Source organism: Mycobacterium sp. E2479 (genome assembly GCF_001667925.1).
Taxonomy (GTDB): Bacteria; Actinomycetota; Actinomycetes; order Mycobacteriales; family Mycobacteriaceae; genus Mycobacterium.
Map to the genome: position 1 here is coordinate 1 of NZ_LZJR01000130.1, position 19,073 is coordinate 19,073.

Annotated in this window: 19 protein-coding genes; 8 read left to right on the top strand and 11 right to left on the bottom strand. The window is 66.0% G+C overall.

Features of this window, described 5'->3' with window-relative positions:
- From A5686_RS19430 to A5686_RS19460, 7 genes are all read right to left on the bottom strand, one after another.
- On the bottom strand, window positions 1-938 hold a 938-nt coding region (locus A5686_RS19430), incomplete at its 3' end, for a 13E12 repeat family protein (protein ID WP_067937829.1).
- A gap of 114 nt (window positions 939-1,052) precedes the next feature.
- Window positions 1,053-1,583 carry a maleylpyruvate isomerase family mycothiol-dependent enzyme gene (locus A5686_RS19435; RefSeq protein ID WP_067937667.1) on the bottom strand — a complete coding sequence of 177 codons (531 nt, stop codon included), beginning with the start codon at window positions 1,581-1,583 and terminating at the stop codon, window positions 1,053-1,055.
- Window positions 1,576-2,037, bottom strand: coding sequence for a MaoC/PaaZ C-terminal domain-containing protein (locus tag A5686_RS19440; RefSeq protein WP_067937669.1), 462 nt, complete (start codon window positions 2,035-2,037; stop codon window positions 1,576-1,578). The genes A5686_RS19435 and A5686_RS19440 overlap by 8 nt, the downstream gene beginning before the upstream one ends.
- Window positions 2,034-2,564: a MaoC family dehydratase N-terminal domain-containing protein gene (locus A5686_RS19445; RefSeq protein ID WP_067937670.1), complete on the bottom strand. Its 531-nt coding sequence runs from the start codon at window positions 2,562-2,564 to the stop codon at window positions 2,034-2,036. Before A5686_RS19445 ends, A5686_RS19440 begins: the two co-directional genes overlap by 4 nt.
- A 13-nt stretch (window positions 2,565-2,577) precedes the next feature.
- Window positions 2,578-3,003: a nuclear transport factor 2 family protein gene (locus A5686_RS19450; protein WP_067937673.1), complete on the bottom strand. Its 426-nt coding sequence runs from the start codon at window positions 3,001-3,003 to the stop codon at window positions 2,578-2,580.
- Window positions 3,004-3,091: 88 nt separating this feature from the next.
- A complete protein-coding gene (locus A5686_RS19455; protein WP_067937675.1) occupies window positions 3,092-4,678 on the bottom strand; it encodes an AMP-binding protein in 1,587 nt (528 codons plus the stop codon).
- A gap of 17 nt (window positions 4,679-4,695) precedes the next feature.
- The gene (locus A5686_RS19460) at window positions 4,696-5,805 is read right to left on the bottom strand and encodes an aromatic ring-hydroxylating dioxygenase subunit alpha (RefSeq protein ID WP_067937834.1); all 1,110 of its coding nucleotides are present in this window, start codon (window positions 5,803-5,805) and stop codon (window positions 4,696-4,698) included.
- A gap of 93 nt (window positions 5,806-5,898) precedes the next feature.
- On the opposite strand from A5686_RS19460, the gene A5686_RS19465 reads away from it, so the two are divergent.
- Window positions 5,899-7,197, top strand: a complete 1,299-nt coding sequence (locus A5686_RS19465) for a cytochrome P450 (protein ID WP_369829728.1) — start codon at window positions 5,899-5,901, stop codon at window positions 7,195-7,197.
- 110 nt (window positions 7,198-7,307) lie between these two features.
- On the opposite strand, the gene A5686_RS19470 is transcribed toward A5686_RS19465, so the two are convergent.
- The gene (locus A5686_RS19470; protein ID WP_067127944.1) at window positions 7,308-7,499 is read right to left on the bottom strand and encodes a ferredoxin; all 192 of its coding nucleotides are present in this window, start codon (window positions 7,497-7,499) and stop codon (window positions 7,308-7,310) included.
- A gap of 18 nt (window positions 7,500-7,517) precedes the next feature.
- A complete protein-coding gene (locus tag A5686_RS19475; protein WP_067937681.1) occupies window positions 7,518-9,911 on the bottom strand; it encodes a CoA transferase in 2,394 nt (797 codons plus the stop codon).
- 94 nt (window positions 9,912-10,005) lie between these two features.
- On the opposite strand from A5686_RS19475, the gene A5686_RS19480 reads away from it, so the two are divergent.
- Both A5686_RS19480 and A5686_RS19485 read left to right on the top strand, forming a co-directional pair.
- The gene (locus tag A5686_RS19480) at window positions 10,006-10,827 is read left to right on the top strand and encodes a FadR/GntR family transcriptional regulator (protein WP_067937683.1); all 822 of its coding nucleotides are present in this window, start codon (window positions 10,006-10,008) and stop codon (window positions 10,825-10,827) included.
- 19 nt (window positions 10,828-10,846) lie between these two features.
- Window positions 10,847-11,563 carry an SDR family oxidoreductase gene (locus A5686_RS19485; RefSeq protein WP_067937686.1) on the top strand — a complete coding sequence of 239 codons (717 nt, stop codon included), beginning with the start codon at window positions 10,847-10,849 and terminating at the stop codon, window positions 11,561-11,563.
- A gap of 3 nt (window positions 11,564-11,566) precedes the next feature.
- On the opposite strand, the gene A5686_RS19490 is transcribed toward A5686_RS19485, so the two are convergent.
- On the bottom strand, window positions 11,567-12,427 hold the full coding sequence (locus tag A5686_RS19490) for an LLM class flavin-dependent oxidoreductase (RefSeq protein WP_067937688.1): 861 nt from the start codon (window positions 12,425-12,427) through the stop codon (window positions 11,567-11,569).
- A gap of 70 nt (window positions 12,428-12,497) precedes the next feature.
- On the opposite strand from A5686_RS19490, the gene A5686_RS19495 reads away from it, so the two are divergent.
- The 5 genes from A5686_RS19495 to A5686_RS19515 are packed head-to-tail and all read left to right on the top strand — an operon-like array spanning window position 12,498 to window position 18,259.
- Window positions 12,498-13,577: an acyl-CoA dehydrogenase family protein gene (locus tag A5686_RS19495; protein WP_067937690.1), complete on the top strand. Its 1,080-nt coding sequence runs from the start codon at window positions 12,498-12,500 to the stop codon at window positions 13,575-13,577.
- On the top strand, window positions 13,574-14,680 hold the full coding sequence (locus A5686_RS19500; protein WP_067937692.1) for an acyl-CoA dehydrogenase family protein: 1,107 nt from the start codon (window positions 13,574-13,576) through the stop codon (window positions 14,678-14,680). The genes A5686_RS19495 and A5686_RS19500 overlap by 4 nt, the downstream gene beginning before the upstream one ends.
- Window positions 14,677-15,834: an acyl-CoA dehydrogenase family protein gene (locus tag A5686_RS19505; protein ID WP_197520644.1), complete on the top strand. Its 1,158-nt coding sequence runs from the start codon at window positions 14,677-14,679 to the stop codon at window positions 15,832-15,834. Before A5686_RS19500 ends, A5686_RS19505 begins: the two co-directional genes overlap by 4 nt.
- Window positions 15,831-16,766 carry an acyl-CoA dehydrogenase family protein gene (locus tag A5686_RS19510; protein WP_067937695.1) on the top strand — a complete coding sequence of 312 codons (936 nt, stop codon included), beginning with the start codon at window positions 15,831-15,833 and terminating at the stop codon, window positions 16,764-16,766. Before A5686_RS19505 ends, A5686_RS19510 begins: the two co-directional genes overlap by 4 nt.
- Before the next feature lie 20 nt (window positions 16,767-16,786).
- Window positions 16,787-18,259 (top strand): class I adenylate-forming enzyme family protein, encoded by a 1,473-nt coding sequence (locus A5686_RS19515; RefSeq protein WP_156750149.1) that lies wholly within the window; start codon window positions 16,787-16,789, stop codon window positions 18,257-18,259.
- 235 nt (window positions 18,260-18,494) lie between these two features.
- Here the strand turns inward: A5686_RS19515 and A5686_RS19520 are convergent, their stop codons facing one another.
- Complete coding sequence (locus A5686_RS19520; protein WP_067937700.1) at window positions 18,495-18,752, bottom strand: hypothetical protein; 258 nt, start codon at window positions 18,750-18,752, stop codon at window positions 18,495-18,497.
- Window positions 18,753-19,073: the final 321 nt, after the last annotated feature.

The following is a 19,073-nucleotide window of genomic DNA, read 5'->3' on the forward strand; positions in this document are numbered from 1 at the left end:
GGCACCACACAGCTGCGGTCGCGATACTCGAGTGCGCGGCGCAGCCGCCGGTTGATCAGCCGGGTCGCCCGCCCGGCACCGATGACCTCGCCGTGGCGTTCGAACCACACTTCACAGGTGGCATCACAGCTCAGGTAGCGGCGTTCGGCGTCGGACAGCAGCGCACCCAGATGCAGGGCCGCGGCGCGCTGCTGCACGTCGAGGTGCACCACCACCGTGGTGTGCTGCCCGTGCGGGCGGCGGGTCGCCTCGGCGTCCCACCCGGCCTCCACCAAGCGCATGAACGCCTCGACGGTGCCCGGCAACGGCGGCCGCTGACCCCAAGCGCGGTCGCCGTCGCCGTGCTCGCGCGTGAACTCAGCGATCAGCGCATCACGATGAGAGGCCAACGCCGCCTCGAACTTCGCCGCATCGGGTTGCGGAAGTCTGATCCGCCAACAGCTGCCCTCGTCGTCGGAGGACTTGGTGATCGAGGCCTGCGGTTCAAGCCCCTCGGGCCGAGGCTCGGGGTCGGGTCGCGGTTCCAGCCTGACCGCGCTGCGCAGCTGGGTAACCGTCGCGACGCTGGCCAGCTGCGCGTAGTGCGCATCAGAACCCTGACCGGCACGCGCCGCGATCACCCCAACCTGATCCAGCGACAGCCGACCCTCCCGCATACCTTGGGCGCAGCGGGGAAACTCCTGCACCCGACGCGCGACGGTGGTGATCGTGTGGGCATTGGCCGGCGAGCAGCCCGTCTTCCAGGCCACCAACGCCGGCACCGACCGCGCACCGGTAACACCACCGAGCTCGTCGCGATCAATCTCGGCCACGATCTCCACGATGCGCCCATCAATCGCATTGCGCTGACCGCACAACTCCGCCAACTCCCCGAACAACACCTCAAGACGCTCGCTCGCGGTCACCCCCACGGCGCCAGCGGATGCGGTCAACGACATGACCACATCATCGCAACCACCACCGACAAAACCGGCCTCCCTCGATCCCGGGCCCATACGTGCTGTGCGCAGATCGAGCTTCAGACGCTGATATGCAAGGGTCGGCTGCCACCGCTATAAGGATTCCGGTCTCCACGACGGGTCGCGGCCAAGCCACGCCAGAAGCCTTGCCTGCGCATCGGTCTCGTCACCGACCGGGACGGGCGCACCGAACATCCCGGGCGCGGCCAGGGCCTGGGGGTCCGAGGGAAGGCCGGCGGAAAGCGCTTCACACCAAGCGGGGTCCAATCGATCGTCGGCGCCCACCGCGCGGGCGAGGTCCCAGGTATGCACCAGGACATCACGCGTCAGGTTCGGCATCAACCGGTACTGATCTAGCTGTGTGGCTCCGCCGGATCCGAGAGCCTCCGTCAACGAGTCGTAGGTGAGTTGCCATCGCACCCCAGGATCGTCGCGTGGCCGGTCGGGCTTCAATCCCAAGGGACGCAATAGAAGAACGTCATGGAACCCGATCACGTGCTCGAGCACACCGCGGGCGTCCCATGCATCACACGGCGATGGACGATCCCACTTGCCGTTCGCTGCGGCGACCGCCGCACCGAAGCGGAGGCACACCGTCAAGTGAAATTCGCCGACTTCATCCATCGCCGTCGCGTGGGGATTCGGGCACCTGCAAGGTCAACTCGACCGGACAGCAGAGCGCACCATGCTGATTGGTCACCTGGATTTCGATGTCGACCAGGCAGCGCGGCGGGTCCACCGAGTCGTCTCGCCGCTTCGCGAGGGCACGGCCTCGGCCGATCATCGTGTCGCCGGCATACACGGACCCTGCGAGCCGCATGGACCGTCGCACCACCCGGGAGCGCGGGCCCGCCCAGTCCATCGCGACGCGGTCGGCGAATCCGGCCAGGTGCATCGTGTTCACGTAGATCGTCGGGTTGCCCTGAGCTTGAGCGTATTCCGGATCGAAATGGCCGGGAAAATAGTCCCACGTCGCTCCGGCATTCTCCACCACCCGTTGGTAGCTGATGTGGTCGATCTGCTCGGGCAGGTCGACGGGAACGGTGATGTGATGCCAGTCCAGGCCGTCGCCGCTCATGGGGACGCTCCGGGAGTGAACCGGAACAAGGTGTTGCGGCAGGTGGCCACCACGGTCCCGTCCTGGCGGCGGTACGTCTCCAGTGTCTCGACGAAATGGCCGATGCCCAGCCGTGTCCGCTTTTCGGGCGACACCGAAACCAGCTCGTCGACGACGGTCAGCACGTCGCCTTCGACGATGGGATGGGGAAACTCAACTTCGTTGGCCGCGTTGATGAATGTGGTTCCGGGCAGCGGCACCCGCAGGGCGATCAGCGAAGCCGCCTTCCTACCTCCTGGCGTCCATGGCGGTGCAATCAGCCAGCCCATCAACAGCGCCGGCGGGGCCAGCAACCCGCCCCAGTGCAGCCGGGCGAAATCGGGATCCCAATACGAGCGGTTGGGGTCGCGGACCATCGCGGCGAACAGCTGAATGCGTGCCGCGCTGACGGCGGTGGCGGCGGTGCGGGGTTCGCCTTTCGTTCCGACCATCCGCAGCGCATCGTCGTACGTGCCGAAGGCCAGTCGCTGACCGATATCCTGATCCACGTAAGGGTGCCGCTCACATGACGAGGGGGTGTCGACTCGGGGCCGAATCCCATTGCAACGTGCGGGAAGTGTAATACCAGCCGCCCCGTTCGTAGATCAACAAGTCATGAAATACCCCGGTGGCCCGCAGCACGGTGTCGCCATACATGGCGGCGAAAAGCACGGCGACACAATGCTGCGTCGCATTGATACCGTCGACGCTGATCTCGTGATCGACGGTGACCAGTCGCTGGCCATCACCACCGTCGAAGGCCGAGCGCAGGTCACTGAACAACTCACCGTCACGGGTGTAGCTGGCGCCGGTATGGCGGAAGGTGGCGATCCAGCCGTCGCGGTCGCCGTCCGAAAAAGCCCGATTGTGCCGGGCATTCAGATCGAGGATGTCAGCGCGTCCGGTGGCGCCATGGAGCATTTGCTGTTCCTGATAGGACATGGTCATCGCTTTCCAGCCTCTCTCGGAAATGACTGCCAACGCTGGGCTGACGGAAACATTAAGGCAACTTACCGACTATTAGCTGACATCTAACCTAACGGCTAACGATATACCCCCTGCTCTCACGATCCCACGCTCCCGGATTGACGCCCCTTTCGCGCAACAAGTCTTTACGTATCCGGCCAATCACATTCTTTGGGAGCTCGCTGACGATCTCCACAAATCGCGGCACGCAGAAGTAGGGCATGCGCGCCGCGCAGAAGTCGAGCAACTCCGCGAAATCCACTGTGGCATCGGGTCGTAACGTGATGACGACCAGGACGTCATCCTCTCCCAACTCGCTGGGTACGCCGACGGCGGCGGCCTCCGCCACCGCGGGATGCCGCATGACAACGCTCTCCACTTCGACCGAAGAGATGTTTTCGCCCCGGCGGCGCAGCGCGTCCTTGATTCGGTCGACATATGTCAGATTCCGATCGCAATCGAGCCGCCCGAGATCGCCGGTGCGAAACCATTCCGGATGCGGCTTTATCCGCGAATCCGTGTCGACGTAACCTTCGCTCATCACGTGGGGATACCGTGGCCGACAGGCGATCTCACCCACGGTGTCGGTGGGCAACGAATTTCCTTGCTCGTCGAGGATCCGCACATCGAAATCGGGATTGGGCTGTCCCGAGGTTCCGGGGACCCCGGTGTCGGCAAGGGCCTTGACCGCGATCGGAAACGCCTCGGTGAGCCCGTACATCGTGACGATGCGGCAGCCGTAACGCTTTTCGATGTCCCGGTAAGAGTTCGCGTCGATCGGCGCGGCGGAGATGAACCGCAGGGGCAGCCGTGCGTCGCCGGGATCCGCGGGAAGAGTCTGCAGCATCGAAACCATCGCCCCAGCGCCGGCGAATCCGATGGCGCCGTGGTCGCGTATGTCGTCCCAAACCTCGCCCGGGTGAAAAGCCCCGGCCAGCACCGTCGTCGCGCCTACCAGCATGGGCGCCAATATGCTGGGCGCCGCGCTGAGGTGGAATAGCGGCATCGCCGTCCACAGCACCTCGCCCGCGCGAAATTCCCAGGCCGACGCGACGGTTGCGGCCACCGAAAACAGGTATTGCCAGGTTGTGGCAACCGCTTTGGAAGGTCCGGTGGTGCCCGACGTGTAGAACAAACAACCGATTTCCTCCGGCTGGGCGGGGCTGTCGGCGCGTGCATCGTCGGTCGCCCGACTCAGCATCGCCGTCAGTGAAGCATCCCGCACCACAATGCTTGTCAGGGTCTCCACCGCGTCGGCGACCTCGACGGCGCGCGGGCGGCGTTCGAGGTCGGTCAACACCACCTTGGCCTGTGATAGCCGCAGCGCGTGCAGCAGGAAGTCGCCCTTGTTCGCGGCATTTACCGCCGCGCTCACCGCCCCGATCCGCGCAGCGCCTAACCAGAAGTAGACCCACTCCGGGCACGTGCCGGTGAACAACGCGATGCGGTCACCTCTCCCGACACCCAAGTCCGTCAACAGATTTGCCGCCGCGCAGGACCGCTGGCGCATCTGCTCAAAGGTGACGTCCACACCGGCGATCGACATCATCACCCGATCGGGGTACTGCTGCGCGCGGCGATCGAGCACGGCCGGCACGGTGAAACGATCGACGCCGAAATCGGAGGGCTGCGCGGGCCCGCTGCGGTCAGCGCACATCAGAAGTTCGGCTCTGATCAAGCTTTGGCGGCCGCGGGGTCGGGCTCGCCGTTGGCGCTATAACCGAAGTCGGAGGGTGACGGCTTTGCACCGGGGTAGAACCGGTGCGCCCAGCGGCGCAGGGCCGCGTAGTCGTGTGCCTCTTCGGGAGCCAGATTCGGCTTCTCCAGGTACTTCATGTTCTCCCAGGTGAAAAAGTCTTGCTTGATGACCTCTTGTTGCAGGGCAAGGAACCGCGCGGCCCGCCCCGTGGGCACGTCCCCACCGTCGCCGGGTTCACGCACGGACGCCTGGGTGTAGAAGTAGTCGGTGTAATCCTCGTCGACCGGCGTCTGGCCGGTGACCTGCACGGTGGCCACCAGTTCGCTGGGAAAGCGCACCACGCCCAGGCCCAACGAGTAATTGTCGTAGATGATCTTGGCGTCGACCGGACCGTTCGGGGTCAGCCACGTCTGCGCGCGTCCACCACCGAAGTGGGCGTTGACGGTGGCATGCAGGTGATAGCCGGACACCTCGAACGACGCCGTGGTGGCCGGATTCGCGGCCTTGTGCACGTACTGAACGTGGTAGGGGTCGGCCGCATTCTCGATGATCATCTGCGGATGCACCTTGACCCGGTTGAGCATCTGGGTGTGCGGGTGCAGCGGGTAGTACTCGTTGGTTTCCAGTTCCGGCAGCACCGGCGGCTGCCAGTACGGCGCCCGGCCGTGCCGCTCGTGCCAGGCCAGGATGAAGCCGTACCACTCCATGCTCGGATAAGTCCGGATGCGGACGTTGTTCTTGCAGCCGATCTTGCTGTAGGGAATCAGCGCGTTGGTGCCATCGCCGCGCCACTGCCAGCCGTGCCATGGGCAAACGATGTTTTCGCCTTCCACGCTGCCGCCGACCCCGAGGTTCGCGCCGAGGTGCTGGCAGTAGGCATCCATCACGTGGACCTGGCCCGACTCGGTGCGGAACAGCACTAACTCCTCACCGAAGTAGTGCGCGCGCCTGACCTGGCCGGGAGCCAGGTCGGTGCCGAAGGCGACGATGAACCAGCCCGTCGGGAAGCGGTACGTCGACAGCGCGATGCCGGCCTGACCGAACTCGCGTTCTGACGGATCAGATTCTGGAATCGTATTCGCCACGAGAACTCCGTTTCCCACGCGGCCGGGCGCATTTGGGCCGCTCTTACCTCACCGCGTTTCGACGACTAAAGTCTATTTTTACTATTTTAGACATTGAACGTCAACGCGGCGCCGGCCGGTCGTCGCGTGTCGCCTGAGCCAATGGGGGTTCGCATGACGGCCGCTGCGGTGGACCTTTCCGATTTCACGTTGTGGCGTAACGGTTTTCCCGACGAGCTATTCGCCGAGCTGCGGCGCACCAGGCCGCTCTTTCGGCACGACCTGACACCGGGTGTCGCCGACACGGTCCAGCGTCAATTCTGGGTCGCCACCAAACACCGGCATGCGGTTCGCCTGCACCGCGACGCCGAGTCGTTCACCGCCGCCGACGGCCCGCTCATTCAGCCGGTCGCCATGTTCTCGTCGTTCCCGACCATCATCACGTTGGACCCGCCGGAGCTGAACAAGCGCCGCAAATTGATCTCCAACGCCTTCAACCCTCGTGCGATCGCCAAGCTGGAGAACGGTATCCGGGCGCGTGCGGCGCGGATGATCGACGGCCTGCTCGCGCACGGCGGTGGAGACTGGATCGAGGACGTCGCCGATGCGTTACCGATGTCGGTCATCGGCGACATCATCGGCGTCCCGGAGGAGGACCGGCCCCGAATATTCGACATCTTCGACCGCATCCTCAAGGCGCTCGCGCCCGAGGCGCAACCGAGCGGGCAGGTGGAACTCGAGCTCTTTGGCTCGGTCTTCGAATACGCGATGGAGCTCACCGCCGAAAAACGGCGCAATCCCACAGACGACATCTGGAGCACGCTGGCGTCCGCGGTGATCACCGGCGACGACGGCGAGCAGTTCAGCCTGCCCGAAAACGAACTCGAGTTCTTCTTCTTCGTGCTGGCGTTTGCCGGCAGCGACACCACCAAGAACGCACTGGCCATCGGGTTGCAGGCGTTCGTCGCCAATCCCGAGCAGATGCGGCGGTATCGGGAGCGGGAGGATCTGCGGGCCGGCGCGGTCGAGGAGGTGTTGCGCTGGGCGTCACCGGTGGCGTACTGGACGCGCACCGCAAAGGTTGACGTCGAGATGGACGGTCAGCACATCGCCAAGGGCGAACGCGTGGTGTCGACCCTTCGTTCGGCCAACCGCGACGAGGAGGTCTTCGAGTCCCCGTTCACCTTCGACATCGGCCGACAGCCCAACCCGCACGTGGCATTCGGCGGCGGCGGGCCGCACCACTGCCTGGGCGCGATGCTGGCCAGGGCGGAACTCCGTGCGGTGCTCGACGAACTGTTGCTGCGCTGCGACGACATCGAAATCGGTCCGGCGAAGGTGGCGCATCCGAACCTGGCCACCAATATGTCGATCTACGACGAGATGGCCATAAAGCTGACCGAACGGCGCTGAGGCCGCGGCATGAAACGAACAAATACGTGGCTCGCGTGCGCGCTAGCGCCGGAGCTAGCGCGCGTAAAACTCACCTAGTGGTGCGCAAGCAAGCGGCGCCCCGGCAGTATTCAATCCTGCAACCGCAATGCGGCCTTGGGACATTGGTCCACCGCGGCGCGCACATCGATTTCCAGACGCGGCGGCACTGGGCCGTCCGCGATCTGCACCACGTCGGCGTCGCCCAGCTCGAATACCTCCGGCGCAAGCGATTCACAGAAGCCGTTGGCTTCGCACAAGTTCTCGTCGACCGTTACACGCATCGATTACCCTCCACTTCTCTAGAGGCCCTTGGGTCGGGTCCCGATCACCCCGCCGGTCGCGAGGCGTGTCAATTCTTCGTCGGTCAGCCCGCACCGGTCGCGCAGTATCTCCTCATTGTGCTCGCCCAGCTTCGGTGGCGGCCGCAGCAGCCACTTGTCCTGGCCGGCGAGCCGAGCGAACGGCGGGCACGGATACAGGCCCAGGCCGGTACTCGCGTGATGCAGCGCCTCGAAAAAGCCGCGCTCGCGCAGTTGCGGGTTGTCAGTGACCAGCGACGGTGACACGACGGGAGCCGCGGGAACATTCGCACCCGCCAACCGCTCCACCGTCGGGACAAGAGGCTGCCCGGCGAACCAATCCGCCAGCCTGGCATCGATGTCGTCGGCTCGTTCCAAGCGCCCTGCCACCGTGGACAGCTCCTCGTCGTCACACCATGCTGGTCGCCCCATCAGGTCCACCACTGCCCGCCACTGCGCGTCGTCGCGCACGGTGACCGCGATCCAGTCGTCCGATCCGGCGCACCGGTAGATGTTCTGGATGGCGGCGCTGTGACCGCGGTTGCCGCGACGGCTCAGCGTCTTACCGAAAACCTCGTACTCGATCGCCTGGATAGCGGTCGCGTTGAGCACGGTTTCGAGCATCGGCAACTCGACCAGTTGACCCGTCCCGGTGCGTTCGGCGAAGCTCAGCGCGGCCAGCACGGCGAACGCGGCGTGCACGCCGGCCAGCGGGTCGCAGGCGCCACGCGGGGTCACCGGCGGCGCCTCCGGCAGGCCGGTCACCCAGGCCAGTCCTGCGATCTGTTCCATGGTGGGGGCGAACCCGACGCGCTCTCGCCACGGCCCCTCAACGCCGAAGGCGGGCATCCGGGCGAACACCAGTTTCGGGTTGACCTTGCGCAGCACGTCCTCGGTGAGCCCGAATTGCTCCATCACCCGCGGCGAGAAGTTCTCGATCACGACGTCGGCGCCGGCGACCAACTCGATGAACAGGCGGCGTCCCTGCTCGGATCCCAAATCCAGTGTCACCGAACGCTTATTGGTGTTCATCGCGTGGAACACCCAGCCGTACTCCCACCAGTCGTCCACGTCGGTGCGCATTCCGCCCGAGTATCGGATCCCGTCGGGACGCTGGATCGACTCGATCTTGACGACGTCAGCGCCGTACGCGGCCAGCAGGTGGGTTGCGGCGGGGCCGGCCCAGAACGCGGTGAGGTCAACGATGCGAACACCGGCCAGCGGTAACCCGTCCGCTGCCGGTTCGACATCGGGTTCCGCACGGCGCCACGGGGATTCGCCGTCGGCCTCACCGAGAACGGGCGTGTCGCCGACGGGTGCGGGCGCACAGACCGACATCAGCCAGGGTGGCCGGGGCTGATCGAACCCGGTGGGATTGCGGGTGAAGACCCCGCGCTCGCGCACATATTCCAGGTCCCGAATGGTGGAGCCGTTGCCCAGCGCGGCGATCGGCAGCCGGAACAGCTGTCCGAGTTCGACGATTTCGGCGACGGTCCGTTCGGCCAGCCACGGGCGGATCTGCTCGCGGATCAGGTCGCGGTATTGCCACCGGCCGATCTGAAAACGCAGCTGTTCAATCTCCTCTAACTGCGGACATTCGACCATCGCGGCGAAGTCGAGCCACTGCTGACCGGTGACCATGGTGATCCCGACGTACCCGTCCTTGGCGGGTTCGACCGACGGCACCTCGGTGGTGCGGCGGATCGGCGGGACGCGCAGCAACTGTGAATGCAGCCATTCGCTGCTCTGCATGGTGGTGATGGCTTCCAGCATGGACAGGTCCAGGTGTTCGCCGGGCCCGCCCTGCTCGACACGGCGGCGCAGCGCCAGTACGCCGAACGCGGCGAACACACCACCCATGTACTCGCCGAGGTCGCCGCCGATGGAGATCGGCGGCCCGGCGGGATCGCCGCGGAAGCCGGGCGACCCCGCCCAAGCCTGCAGGGTGAACTCGGTGGCGGCCCGGTCCGCGTAGGGTCCGGTCCAGCCGAAGTCGGAGATGGTGACGACGATCGCGCGCGGCGAGTGTTCCAACAGTTGTTGCGGGTCGACGCCCAGCGCCGCGGCGCGCGCCCGCCCGGCGGTCACGACGACGACATCGGCGCCGGCCAATTCGTCGCGGTGGCGCTGCGAGCCTGCGGCGAAAGTCATGCTGCGCTTGCCCGCGTTGAGGTAACTGAAAAACGGTGCGCTGTGTTCTTCGGCGATGGGGGAACCACTGGCGGAATACCGGCGTAACCAATCCCCTTGCGGCGGTTCGATTTTGTGTACCCGCGCGCCGGCATCGCGCAGCAGCTTGCCGCAATAGCTGCCCGCTATGCGGTCACTGATCTCGACGACACGCAAATCGTGTAGCGGTGTCGGTCGGCTTTCGGAGCGCTCGCTCAAGTGCATCCGCCCTTCCGATCGACGAGCGACCAGAGAAGCTATTTATATCATTACTGCTAAAATAGCTAAGCCAGCGAGTTGCATGTGTTTCGAGGATCGGATGACCGCCTTGGGAATTGGCCCCGACGCCCGGCGCCGGTTGTCGGCGCCGCGGATCGCCGAAATCGTAGCCGATGAGTTGCGCCGTCAGATCATCGACGGCGAGCTCGCCGACGGTGATCTCTTACCGCGCCAAGAGGTGCTCGTCGAGCAGTTCAACGTGAGCTTGGTATCGCTGCGCGAAGCCCTGCGGATCCTGGAAACCGAAGGCCTGGTCTCGGTGCGGCGCGGCAACCGTGGTGGGGCCGTCGTCCACGCCCCGGCGAAGACCAGCGCCGCCTACATGCTCGGCCTGTTGCTGCAAAGCGAGTCCGTCGAGGTCGCCGACCTCGGCATGGCCTTGCAGGAACTCGAGCCGGCCTGCGCCGCCCTGGCCGCCCGCCGGCCGGACCGGGCGGACACCCTGGTGCCCGAACTCACAAGGATCAACGAGTCTATGGCCGAAAACCTGGACGATGGACGGCTTTTCACCGAGATCGGGCGCGAATTCCATGACCACGTCGTTCGGGGCTGCGGGAATCACACGATCATCGCGGTCGTCGGAAGCCTGGAGACACTGTGGAGCAGTCACGAACGGCAGTGGGCCGACGAGAGTGCGTCGCGTGGCACCTACCCGTCGCTCACCCAGCGCCGCGCGGTGCTCAACACGCACGTCAAGCTGACCGAGACGATCGCCGAGGGCAACGTCGACCGGGCCCGCCGCATCGCCGGTCGCCATCTGGCCGACACCCAGACCTATGTCTTGTCCGGTCAGCACGACCAACGCATCTATGCGCTCTCCCCGCAGGCGTTGTCGCGGCCGCGGGATATTCGGCACTCTTGACGAACGGCCTGCAACGGTCATGCGAACCGCATTAGTCACCGGCGGAAGCGGCGGGATCGGAAAAGGTTGCGCGCTTAAGCTGGTTCAGCGCGGTTATGACGTGGTGCTCTCGGCGCGCCGCGAGGCCCCCTTACGGGCGGCCGCAGCGGAGATCGGTGCCCGCCACGTCGTGGCCGACGCGTCTGATCCCGACGGATTCGCCGCCGCGATAAGCACATTGGAGACAATCGACCTCGTGGTACACGCGGCCGGAGCCCTCGGCGGCACCTATGCGCGCAAACAGACCTTCGAGCAGTGGCAAGCCATCATGTCGGCCAACCTGGATTCGTGCTTCGTGGTGACCTCCGCGGTGCTGCCGAAAATGGGAGCGGGCTCGCGGCTGGTGTTTATTTCGTCGTCGGCGGCACACGAGCCGATGCCGGGCCGCACCGCTTACTCCGCCTCGAAAGCCGGCATGAATGCCTTCGCAAGAGCCTTGGCCCTGGAAGTCGATCGCGACGGCATCAGCGTGCACATCGTCACGCCCGGACCGGTGGCCACCGAGATGCTGCAGGACGTCCCCTTCGAGATGTACGCGATCAAAGTGCCGGACGTCGCCGAGACGGTCGCCTGGCTGGATACCGTCGACCCGTCGGTCGACCTGCCGGAGATCCGGCTGTCGGCCGTGGAGCGCGGCCCCTTCGCGCGACCGCCGGTCGTCCCCACCGAAGCCCGGCGCCGCGCGCAACGGGGCTGAGGTCTATGGCGCGGGGAAGGCTTTGATCACCGATTCGCCGAACTCGTGCAGGGATTCGGGGGCGGCGAAGTCAGCGAACCAGACGTAGAACCGCTCCACCCGCTGGGCGGCCAGACCGCTGAAGTGCCCGATCAGCTCGTCCGCATCGCCGCAGACGAGTCCGGACCCGAGATTGCCGAATCGCCGGGCACTCACCTGGCGCACCGTGTCGGGGTCGCTGCCCGACCGGACAAAGCCCACCATCTGCTGAATCGAGATCCGGGCCGTTCCCGCGGCTGGGGCGAGCTTCGGCAGCCGGTCGAGCTGGTTGGCCGGCAGATTCCACCAATCCGCGTATTTGCGAACAAGTTCCATCATCTTGGGTCCGCTCCCACCCAGGATCAGCGGTATCGGGTACGACCTTCGCGGAGCTTGCGGAGTTGGGCCGGCTTGCTCGTCACCGTCACCCCAGTACTGTCTGATCAGTTCCAGGTGGCGGCCGAGTTGCTCGACCCTCGCCCGCGGATCCTGTTGACCGACATCGAATCTCGTGAATTCCGCAGGCCATGATCCCGCGCCCAAGCCGAGCTCGAACCTGCCTTCCGACGCCTCGGACAAAGTGACGGCTTGTTTGGCGAGCACGGCCGGATGCCGAAACGCGTCGCACAGCACCAGGTGACCGATCCGCAGCCGCTCGGTCTTGGCCGCCACCCAGGTGGCAATGCCCAGTGCCTCCCAGATGCTTTCGCCGGGCAGACCGGGGGCCTCGAGGTGATCGATGAAGGCGATCCCGCCGAAACCGCTGGCCTCGGCGTGACGTGCCCGGTCCGCGATGTCGGCCGCCGCCAGCCTCACCTGCGGCAGGAACAGATACCACTCGGCCATGCGCCACCTATGCGTCCATGCGATTGCGACGGCATCGCTAGTTTATTATCTTTACTATGTTAGAGGTCTTATGGATGTCGGACTGAACTCGGAGCAGCTGTCGCTGCGCGACACCGTACGCGACATATTACGTACGGAGTGCCCGCCCGACGCCGCGCGTCAAGCGATCACCGATCCCGAGCGCTGGCGCGCCCTGTGGAAGACCGTCGTCGATCTCGGCTGGACCGAGCTCGCCTCCCCGGCCGAGGAAGGAGCCGGCGACTACGGGCCGGTCGAGCTGGCCGTCGTTCTGGAGGAATGCGGCGCCGCCATTGCGCCAATCCCGTTGCTGGGCAGCGTCGGTCTGGCCGCGGGTGTGTTGCGCAACAGTGGGCTTGACTCGGTGCTGACCGACATCGCCGGTGGTGTCGTGGCCACCCTGGCCGTCCACGCTCAAGGATCGCGGCTGCCCGGCGCTCCGATGGCACTGCATCAGGGACGGCTGCGCGGCACGGCCGTTGCGGTCCCCAACGCGGCGCGCGCGGAGCTCGTCGTCACGCTGGCTCGCTCCGACGACGGTGAGACCGTAGCGGCCGTCGCCCGCTGCGGTGACGGGGTCACCGTGGTGCCGGCGGCCGAATCCACCGATCCCGCCCAGCCGTTGGCCGGCCTCGAGATCGACGCCGCGCCCATCGCGGTTGCACCGGTTGACCTCGACGTGGCGCTGACGGCGCCGTGGGTGGCTTCGGCCGCCGACCTCCTCGGCGTGGCGAGCGCCGCGTTGCGCCGCTCGGTCGAATACGCGAAATCACGACGCCAGTTCGGCCGGCCGATCGGCGCGTTCCAGGGAATCAAGCACGCGCTGGCCGACAACTACGTCAGCGTCGAACGCGCCCGCAGCCTTACCTACGCGGCGGCGGCCCGGCTCGCCGATCCGGCCACGCCGCCCGCCGACGTTTGGACCGCCGCGGCGCTGGCCAAAGCGGCGGCCAACGACGCCGCCGTCGGTTGTGCACGCACCGCGGTGCAGGTACACGGCGCCGTCGGTCAGACCTGGGAACACGATGCGCACCTCTACGTAAGGCACGCCTGGCAGGGCGCCACCATGCTGGGTGACAGCCGCTCCCTGTACTACAAGGTGGGCCGGCGATTTTGCGGGGGTGCCGCATGAACTTTGTGGTAGCGGAATTCAGCGCCTGGCTGGCCGAGTTCCTACCCGATGACTACTACACGAACTATCGGCAGTACCGCTGGGATCTCGGGTTGCGGCGCGCTTACCAGCGCGCCTCGTTCGAGGCCGGGTGGCTGCAGCCGACCTGGCCCCGCGAGCACGGCGGTCGATCACTGGGTTTGCGCGACGCCATGGAGGTCCGGATCGAGGCGGCGCTGCGGTCCGCGCCCAAGTTGCCCAACGTCCAGGGCCCCGGGGTGGCCGCCCCCGGCATCCGCCAGTTCGGCACGCCCGCCCAGATCGAGCGCCTGCTCGTTCCGCTGCTGCGCGGTGACGAGTGGTGGGCGCTGGGTATGTCCGAGCCCGAAGCGGGGTCGGATTTCGCCGGCCTGCGCACCCGCGCCGAGCGCGACGGCGACGTGTTCCGGGTGAACGGCCACAAGATCTGGACCACGCACGCACACGTGTCGCGGTGGTGCACCTTATACGCCCGCACCGATCCCGAAGCCCCCAAACACCGCGGCATCTCCTGCCTGATCCTCGATCTGCATTCGCCCGGGGTCAGGATCGAGCCCATCCGGATGGCGTCGATCTCCGACGAGACGTTCTGCGAAGTCTTCCTCGACGACGTCGAGGTGCCTGCCGAAAATCTGCTGGGGCCGCTCAACGGTGGCTGGACGGTCGCCCTGTCGTCGCTGCACCATGAACGGCAGATGATCTGGATCATGAACTGGGTCGAGATCAAGCGCGGTCTCGACTCGGTGCGTGAAGCCGGAACCGTGGACTCGAGTCCGGACGTGTATGCAGAACTCGGTTCGCTGCTGGCGGACGCTGAGGCGTTGCGTGCCACCGGATATCGCGCTTTGGGCAACGAACTCGCGGGCCGGCCCAGCCCGGAAGCCGACATTATGAAGCTGCTCGGATCGCTTACCCTGCAGCGTGTTTGGGACCTGAGTGCGGCCGCCACGGGTCCCGATTCGGCCACCGATCCCGACCTACTGTTCGAGCGCCAGGACGCGTTGGCGGCGACGATCTACGGCGGAACGTCGGAAGTTCAGCGCAACATCATCGCCGAGCGGCTGCTCGGGCTGCCGAAGGGATGACGACAATGGATTACGACCTCGGCGCCGACGCCGGACAGCTGCGCAGCCACCTGCGCGAGCTGGTTGCCAATCACATCCCGGCCGACTTTCTGGGAGCCTGCACCGAGAACCCGCAGGACCTCGCCACCACCGAGACATTCTGCAAACTGCTGGCGACCGAGGGGCTGCTGGCGCTGGCATGGCCGAAAGAGCATGGTGGCGGCGGCGGTTCGGTCTGGCAGCAGACGGTGCTGCGTGAGGAGATGTGGGCCCAGCACGAACCGCGCGGTCCACAGTACATGGGCATCAACTGGGTCGGGCCCGCACTGATGCGGTACGGGACGGCCGAACAGAAGGCCAAACACCTGGCGGCTATCGCATCCGGAGATGTCATCTGGTGCCAGGGCTTTTCCGAGCCGGAGGCCGGAACCGATTTGGTGTCGTTGCGTACCCGCGCTGTTGCCGACGGTGACGGGTGGCGCATCACCGGTCAGAAGGTGTGGACGTCGTACGCGCTGATGGCATCGTGGTGCGTGTTGGCGGCGTGCACCGATCCCGATGCTCCAAAACACAAGCGGCTCACCCTGTTTCTGATTCCGATGGACCGAGCCGGCTTCACCGTCCGACCGATCCCGTCGATGCTGGGACCGCACCACCTGAACGAGATGTTCCTGGACGACGTGCAGGCGTTTCCCGGCGATGTGCTCGGCGAGGTCGGCGACGGATGGCGGGTGATGCGCGAAGCCCTGGCCTTCGAGCGCGTGGGCATCGCACGCTATGCACGCTGTGAATCGCTGCTCGAAAGGATGCGGGCCCAACTCGGCGACGACTGGGATCGACTGCCCGAAACGATCCGCACCCGATGGGTGCGGGCACTCGTCGACCTACGGGTCGCCCGATTGCTGGCCTATCGCGCGGTATCGCTGCAGGACGACCCGGCTGCGGGGGCGGCCGCCAGTGCCGCGCGCATCATCACCACGACGTGCGACCAACTCGTCGCCGAGCTGCTGTTCGACGTGCTGGGCCCGACGGCGCTGGACAGCGGAAGCTCCGCGCCACTGCACGGGGCCATCGAAGACCACTGGCGTTACGCGCAAGCGGCCACCGTCGCATCGGGCACCATCGAGGTGCAGCGGATGCTGGTGGCGCGGGACGTGTTGGGAGAACACAGGTGAAGACCGATCTACCACAGGATGTCAGCGACTTCGCCGCCGTCGCCCGCAAGCGGCTCACCCGATTGGGCGGACCAGCGGCCGCGCTGCGCGCCGAGACCGACGACGGAATCCGGGACGCGGCGCGCTCCGCCCTGCACGACGTCGGCGCCTTCGACCTCGACGTGCGCTCGGCCCCGGATGACCTACTGGCCGCGGCGGTGCTGTGTCAGGCCGCCGGCGCCACCGCGCTCCCCTACCCGTTGGTGGAGGAGCTGCTGGCGATCGATGGCGCGCGCCTGGCCCTGGTCAATCCGGACGCCCCGCGCATCGACCACGGCGATCTGGACGGTGACTGGGTAGCGGCGGACCTGGACGGAAATCGTTACCGGCCTCAGCCGGCCTCGCGGACCGGCGCCAAGCTGGGACCGTTTTTGGTCCCGGCCACCTTGAGCGCACCCGAGGGAACCGTGCCGGCCGCCGACGTTAACCTTCATCTTGTGCTGGGATCATGGCGGATTCTGGGAGCGGTGCAGCAGTCGTTGCAGATCGTCACCGAGCATGTACGCACCCGGATTCAATTCGGCAAGCCGCTCGCGGACTTTCAGGCCGTCAGGTTCGCCGTGGCCGATGCGGCCGTCGCGGTCCGCGGCCTGCATGAACTTGCGAAGTACACCATTTGTCGCCCGGAATCGCTTCCGGCGCAGATCCATTCCGCCGATGCCCTGATCCTTCGGCTCAAGGCCGCCGACACGGCACGACAGGTGATGCGGTCGTCCCACCAATTGCTCGGAGCGCTGGGCTTCTGTGACGAGTCCGACGTCAGCGTGCTCGATCGGCACACCCAACCGCTGATCCGATTGCCGCTGAGCACCGAGGAACTCACCTTGCGCCTGATGCCCTGCGTGTCGGATGGCTCATTCGAGACACTGTTCAGCGGGCCGGTATCGGCGTGACCGAATCCCCCGCGGCCGCGATGAAGCCCAATCCGTTCGACGAGGGAATCCCATTCGCGACAAAGTTGCACGAACTCGCCGAACGACGCCGCGACGATTTAGGCGTCACGATCGTCGCGCTCGACGGCATCGCGGAGTCGATGACGTTCGGTGAACTCGATGCCCGCGCCAACCAGTGGGGCCGGGCTCTGGCCGGCCTGGGCGCGCAAACCGGTTCTCTTGTCGCACTGGCCATTCCGAACTCGCTACATCTGGTGCTGGCGACCCTGGGGTGCTGGAAGATCGGCGCGGTCCCCGTCCCGATGCACTGGGATCTGCCCGAATGGGAGCGAGACCGGGTGCGCGAGGTGATCGACCCCGCCGTCGTGGTTGACGAAAGCACGCGGTGGGAGTTGGAGACTTGCGCGGCCGGCGAGTCGACAAGCCCGCTGCCCACCGCGGTTTCCCCACACGTCAACGGCATCTGCAGCAGCGGTTCGACCGGCGTACCGAAAGTGATCCTCAGCTTGGCACCGTCGCTATGGACACCTCAGCACGGCGAGCCATTTCTGTCGAACTGGACGCCGGTGGCGCAGCCGCAGACCATCATGGTGCCCGCACCCATGTACCACACCAACGGCTTTGCCACTTTTTTCTTTCTGCTTGCCGGCGACCACCTGGTCATACTCGAAAAGTTCGACGCCGCACTGGTGTTGGATGTGATCGAACGATTTCGGGTCACCAACTTCACCGCCACTCCCACCATGCTGGCGCGCATTGCGGCCCGGCCGGATGTGCGCCAGCGAGACCTGTCCAGCGTCGTCTTCATCCTGCAGGGCGCCGCGGTGATGCCGCCGTCGCTGATGCACACGTGGTTCGAACTCCTGAGTCCGGAACAGATCGTGTCTGCCTACGGCATGACCGAGAACCTCGGACTCACCGCGTTGCGCGGCGACGAGTGGCTCACCCACCCGGGCAGCGTCGGCCGCGGTTTCCGCGACACCGAGATCCGGATCCTGGGCGCCGACAAACAGCCGCTGGGTCCCGGCGAGGACGGCGACGTATACCTGAGGGCGCCGATGAGTGCGGGGTCCCGCTACCTAGGGGGTGCGGCACCGCTGCCGTCGACCGAGGACGGCTTCCGCTCCGCCGGCGATATCGGTCACCTCGACGAGGACGGCTTCCTCTACATCGTCGATCGCCGCGTCGACATGATCGTCACCGGCGGCGCCAACGTCTTTCCGGCGGAGGTCGAGTCCGCACTCGCGGGCCATCCGGGCATCGCCGACGTGGTGGTGATCGGGCTGGCTGACGAACAGTGGGGGCGCCGGGTGCACGCGGTGATTCAAGTCGCGCAGGGCACGCCGTTGACCGAACAGCAGGTCATCGAGTACGCGAAGGGCCGGCTGGCGCACTACAAAGCCCCCAAGACCGTCGAGTTCGTCGACGCCATCCCCCGCACCGCGGCCACCAAGGTCAACCGCTCGGCAATGATCGCGGCCCGGGGCGGTTAGGTGATGGAGCTGCGGCCCAGAATCGACTGTTGTTCGTAAATTCCGCGAGCCGTGGATCGAAGCCAGAGGTGATCGCCCGGTTTGACACCATGTTCGCGCGTCGACGGCTGACGATGCGCCAAGGCTGCGCGGCGCCCCCTGGACCCGCGTAAACCAAAGCCGACGCATCACTCGCAAAGTTTGGTGACAACTGGGTGATGCTCGCGACGGACGGTAGCGCGCCGATATCCTTGCCTCACGTAGCTTGGCTGGCGTCGCCGCGCTGCTGCTCCGACGCCAAGTACTTGACCATTTGGCAAAGGTTGACAACAGCTGCGCTCAACTTGGAGATGGTGGCGTCCCGATCTTCCACACACGACTGCCAGTCCGGGAACTCCTGCGGCAATTTGTGGTTGTCTGCGTTGAGGTGGATTTTCTGCTCGATCTGGTCGCACAAATCCGCGAGCGTTAAGTGTCCTGGCGCAGCGATGTCGGAGAACCATTTATCAGGCATGTTCAGATCGCCCCTCGTCGAAGAAACAAAGCTTCCGCATCTCGCAGGCTATCCCTTTTGTGCAGGTGGGGCGGGTACTAGCCAATTCGCTGACTCGATCCGGCAACGGCCCGAAGGCTGCCAGATCGCCCGCGGAAGCGGGCTGCCTGCCCGGTGGGCGGGTACCCGGCGGTCCGGCGTTCACACGCAAACGGCGACGCTCGGCGATTCCCGGCCTACGTCCTTGTGCGCGCCAACCGGTGAAATAGCCCAGCCTCGGCGGCCCGACCGCCTCACCGATCGCTTCACCAGGCCCCGCTCCACCCGGCGATGGCGACGATG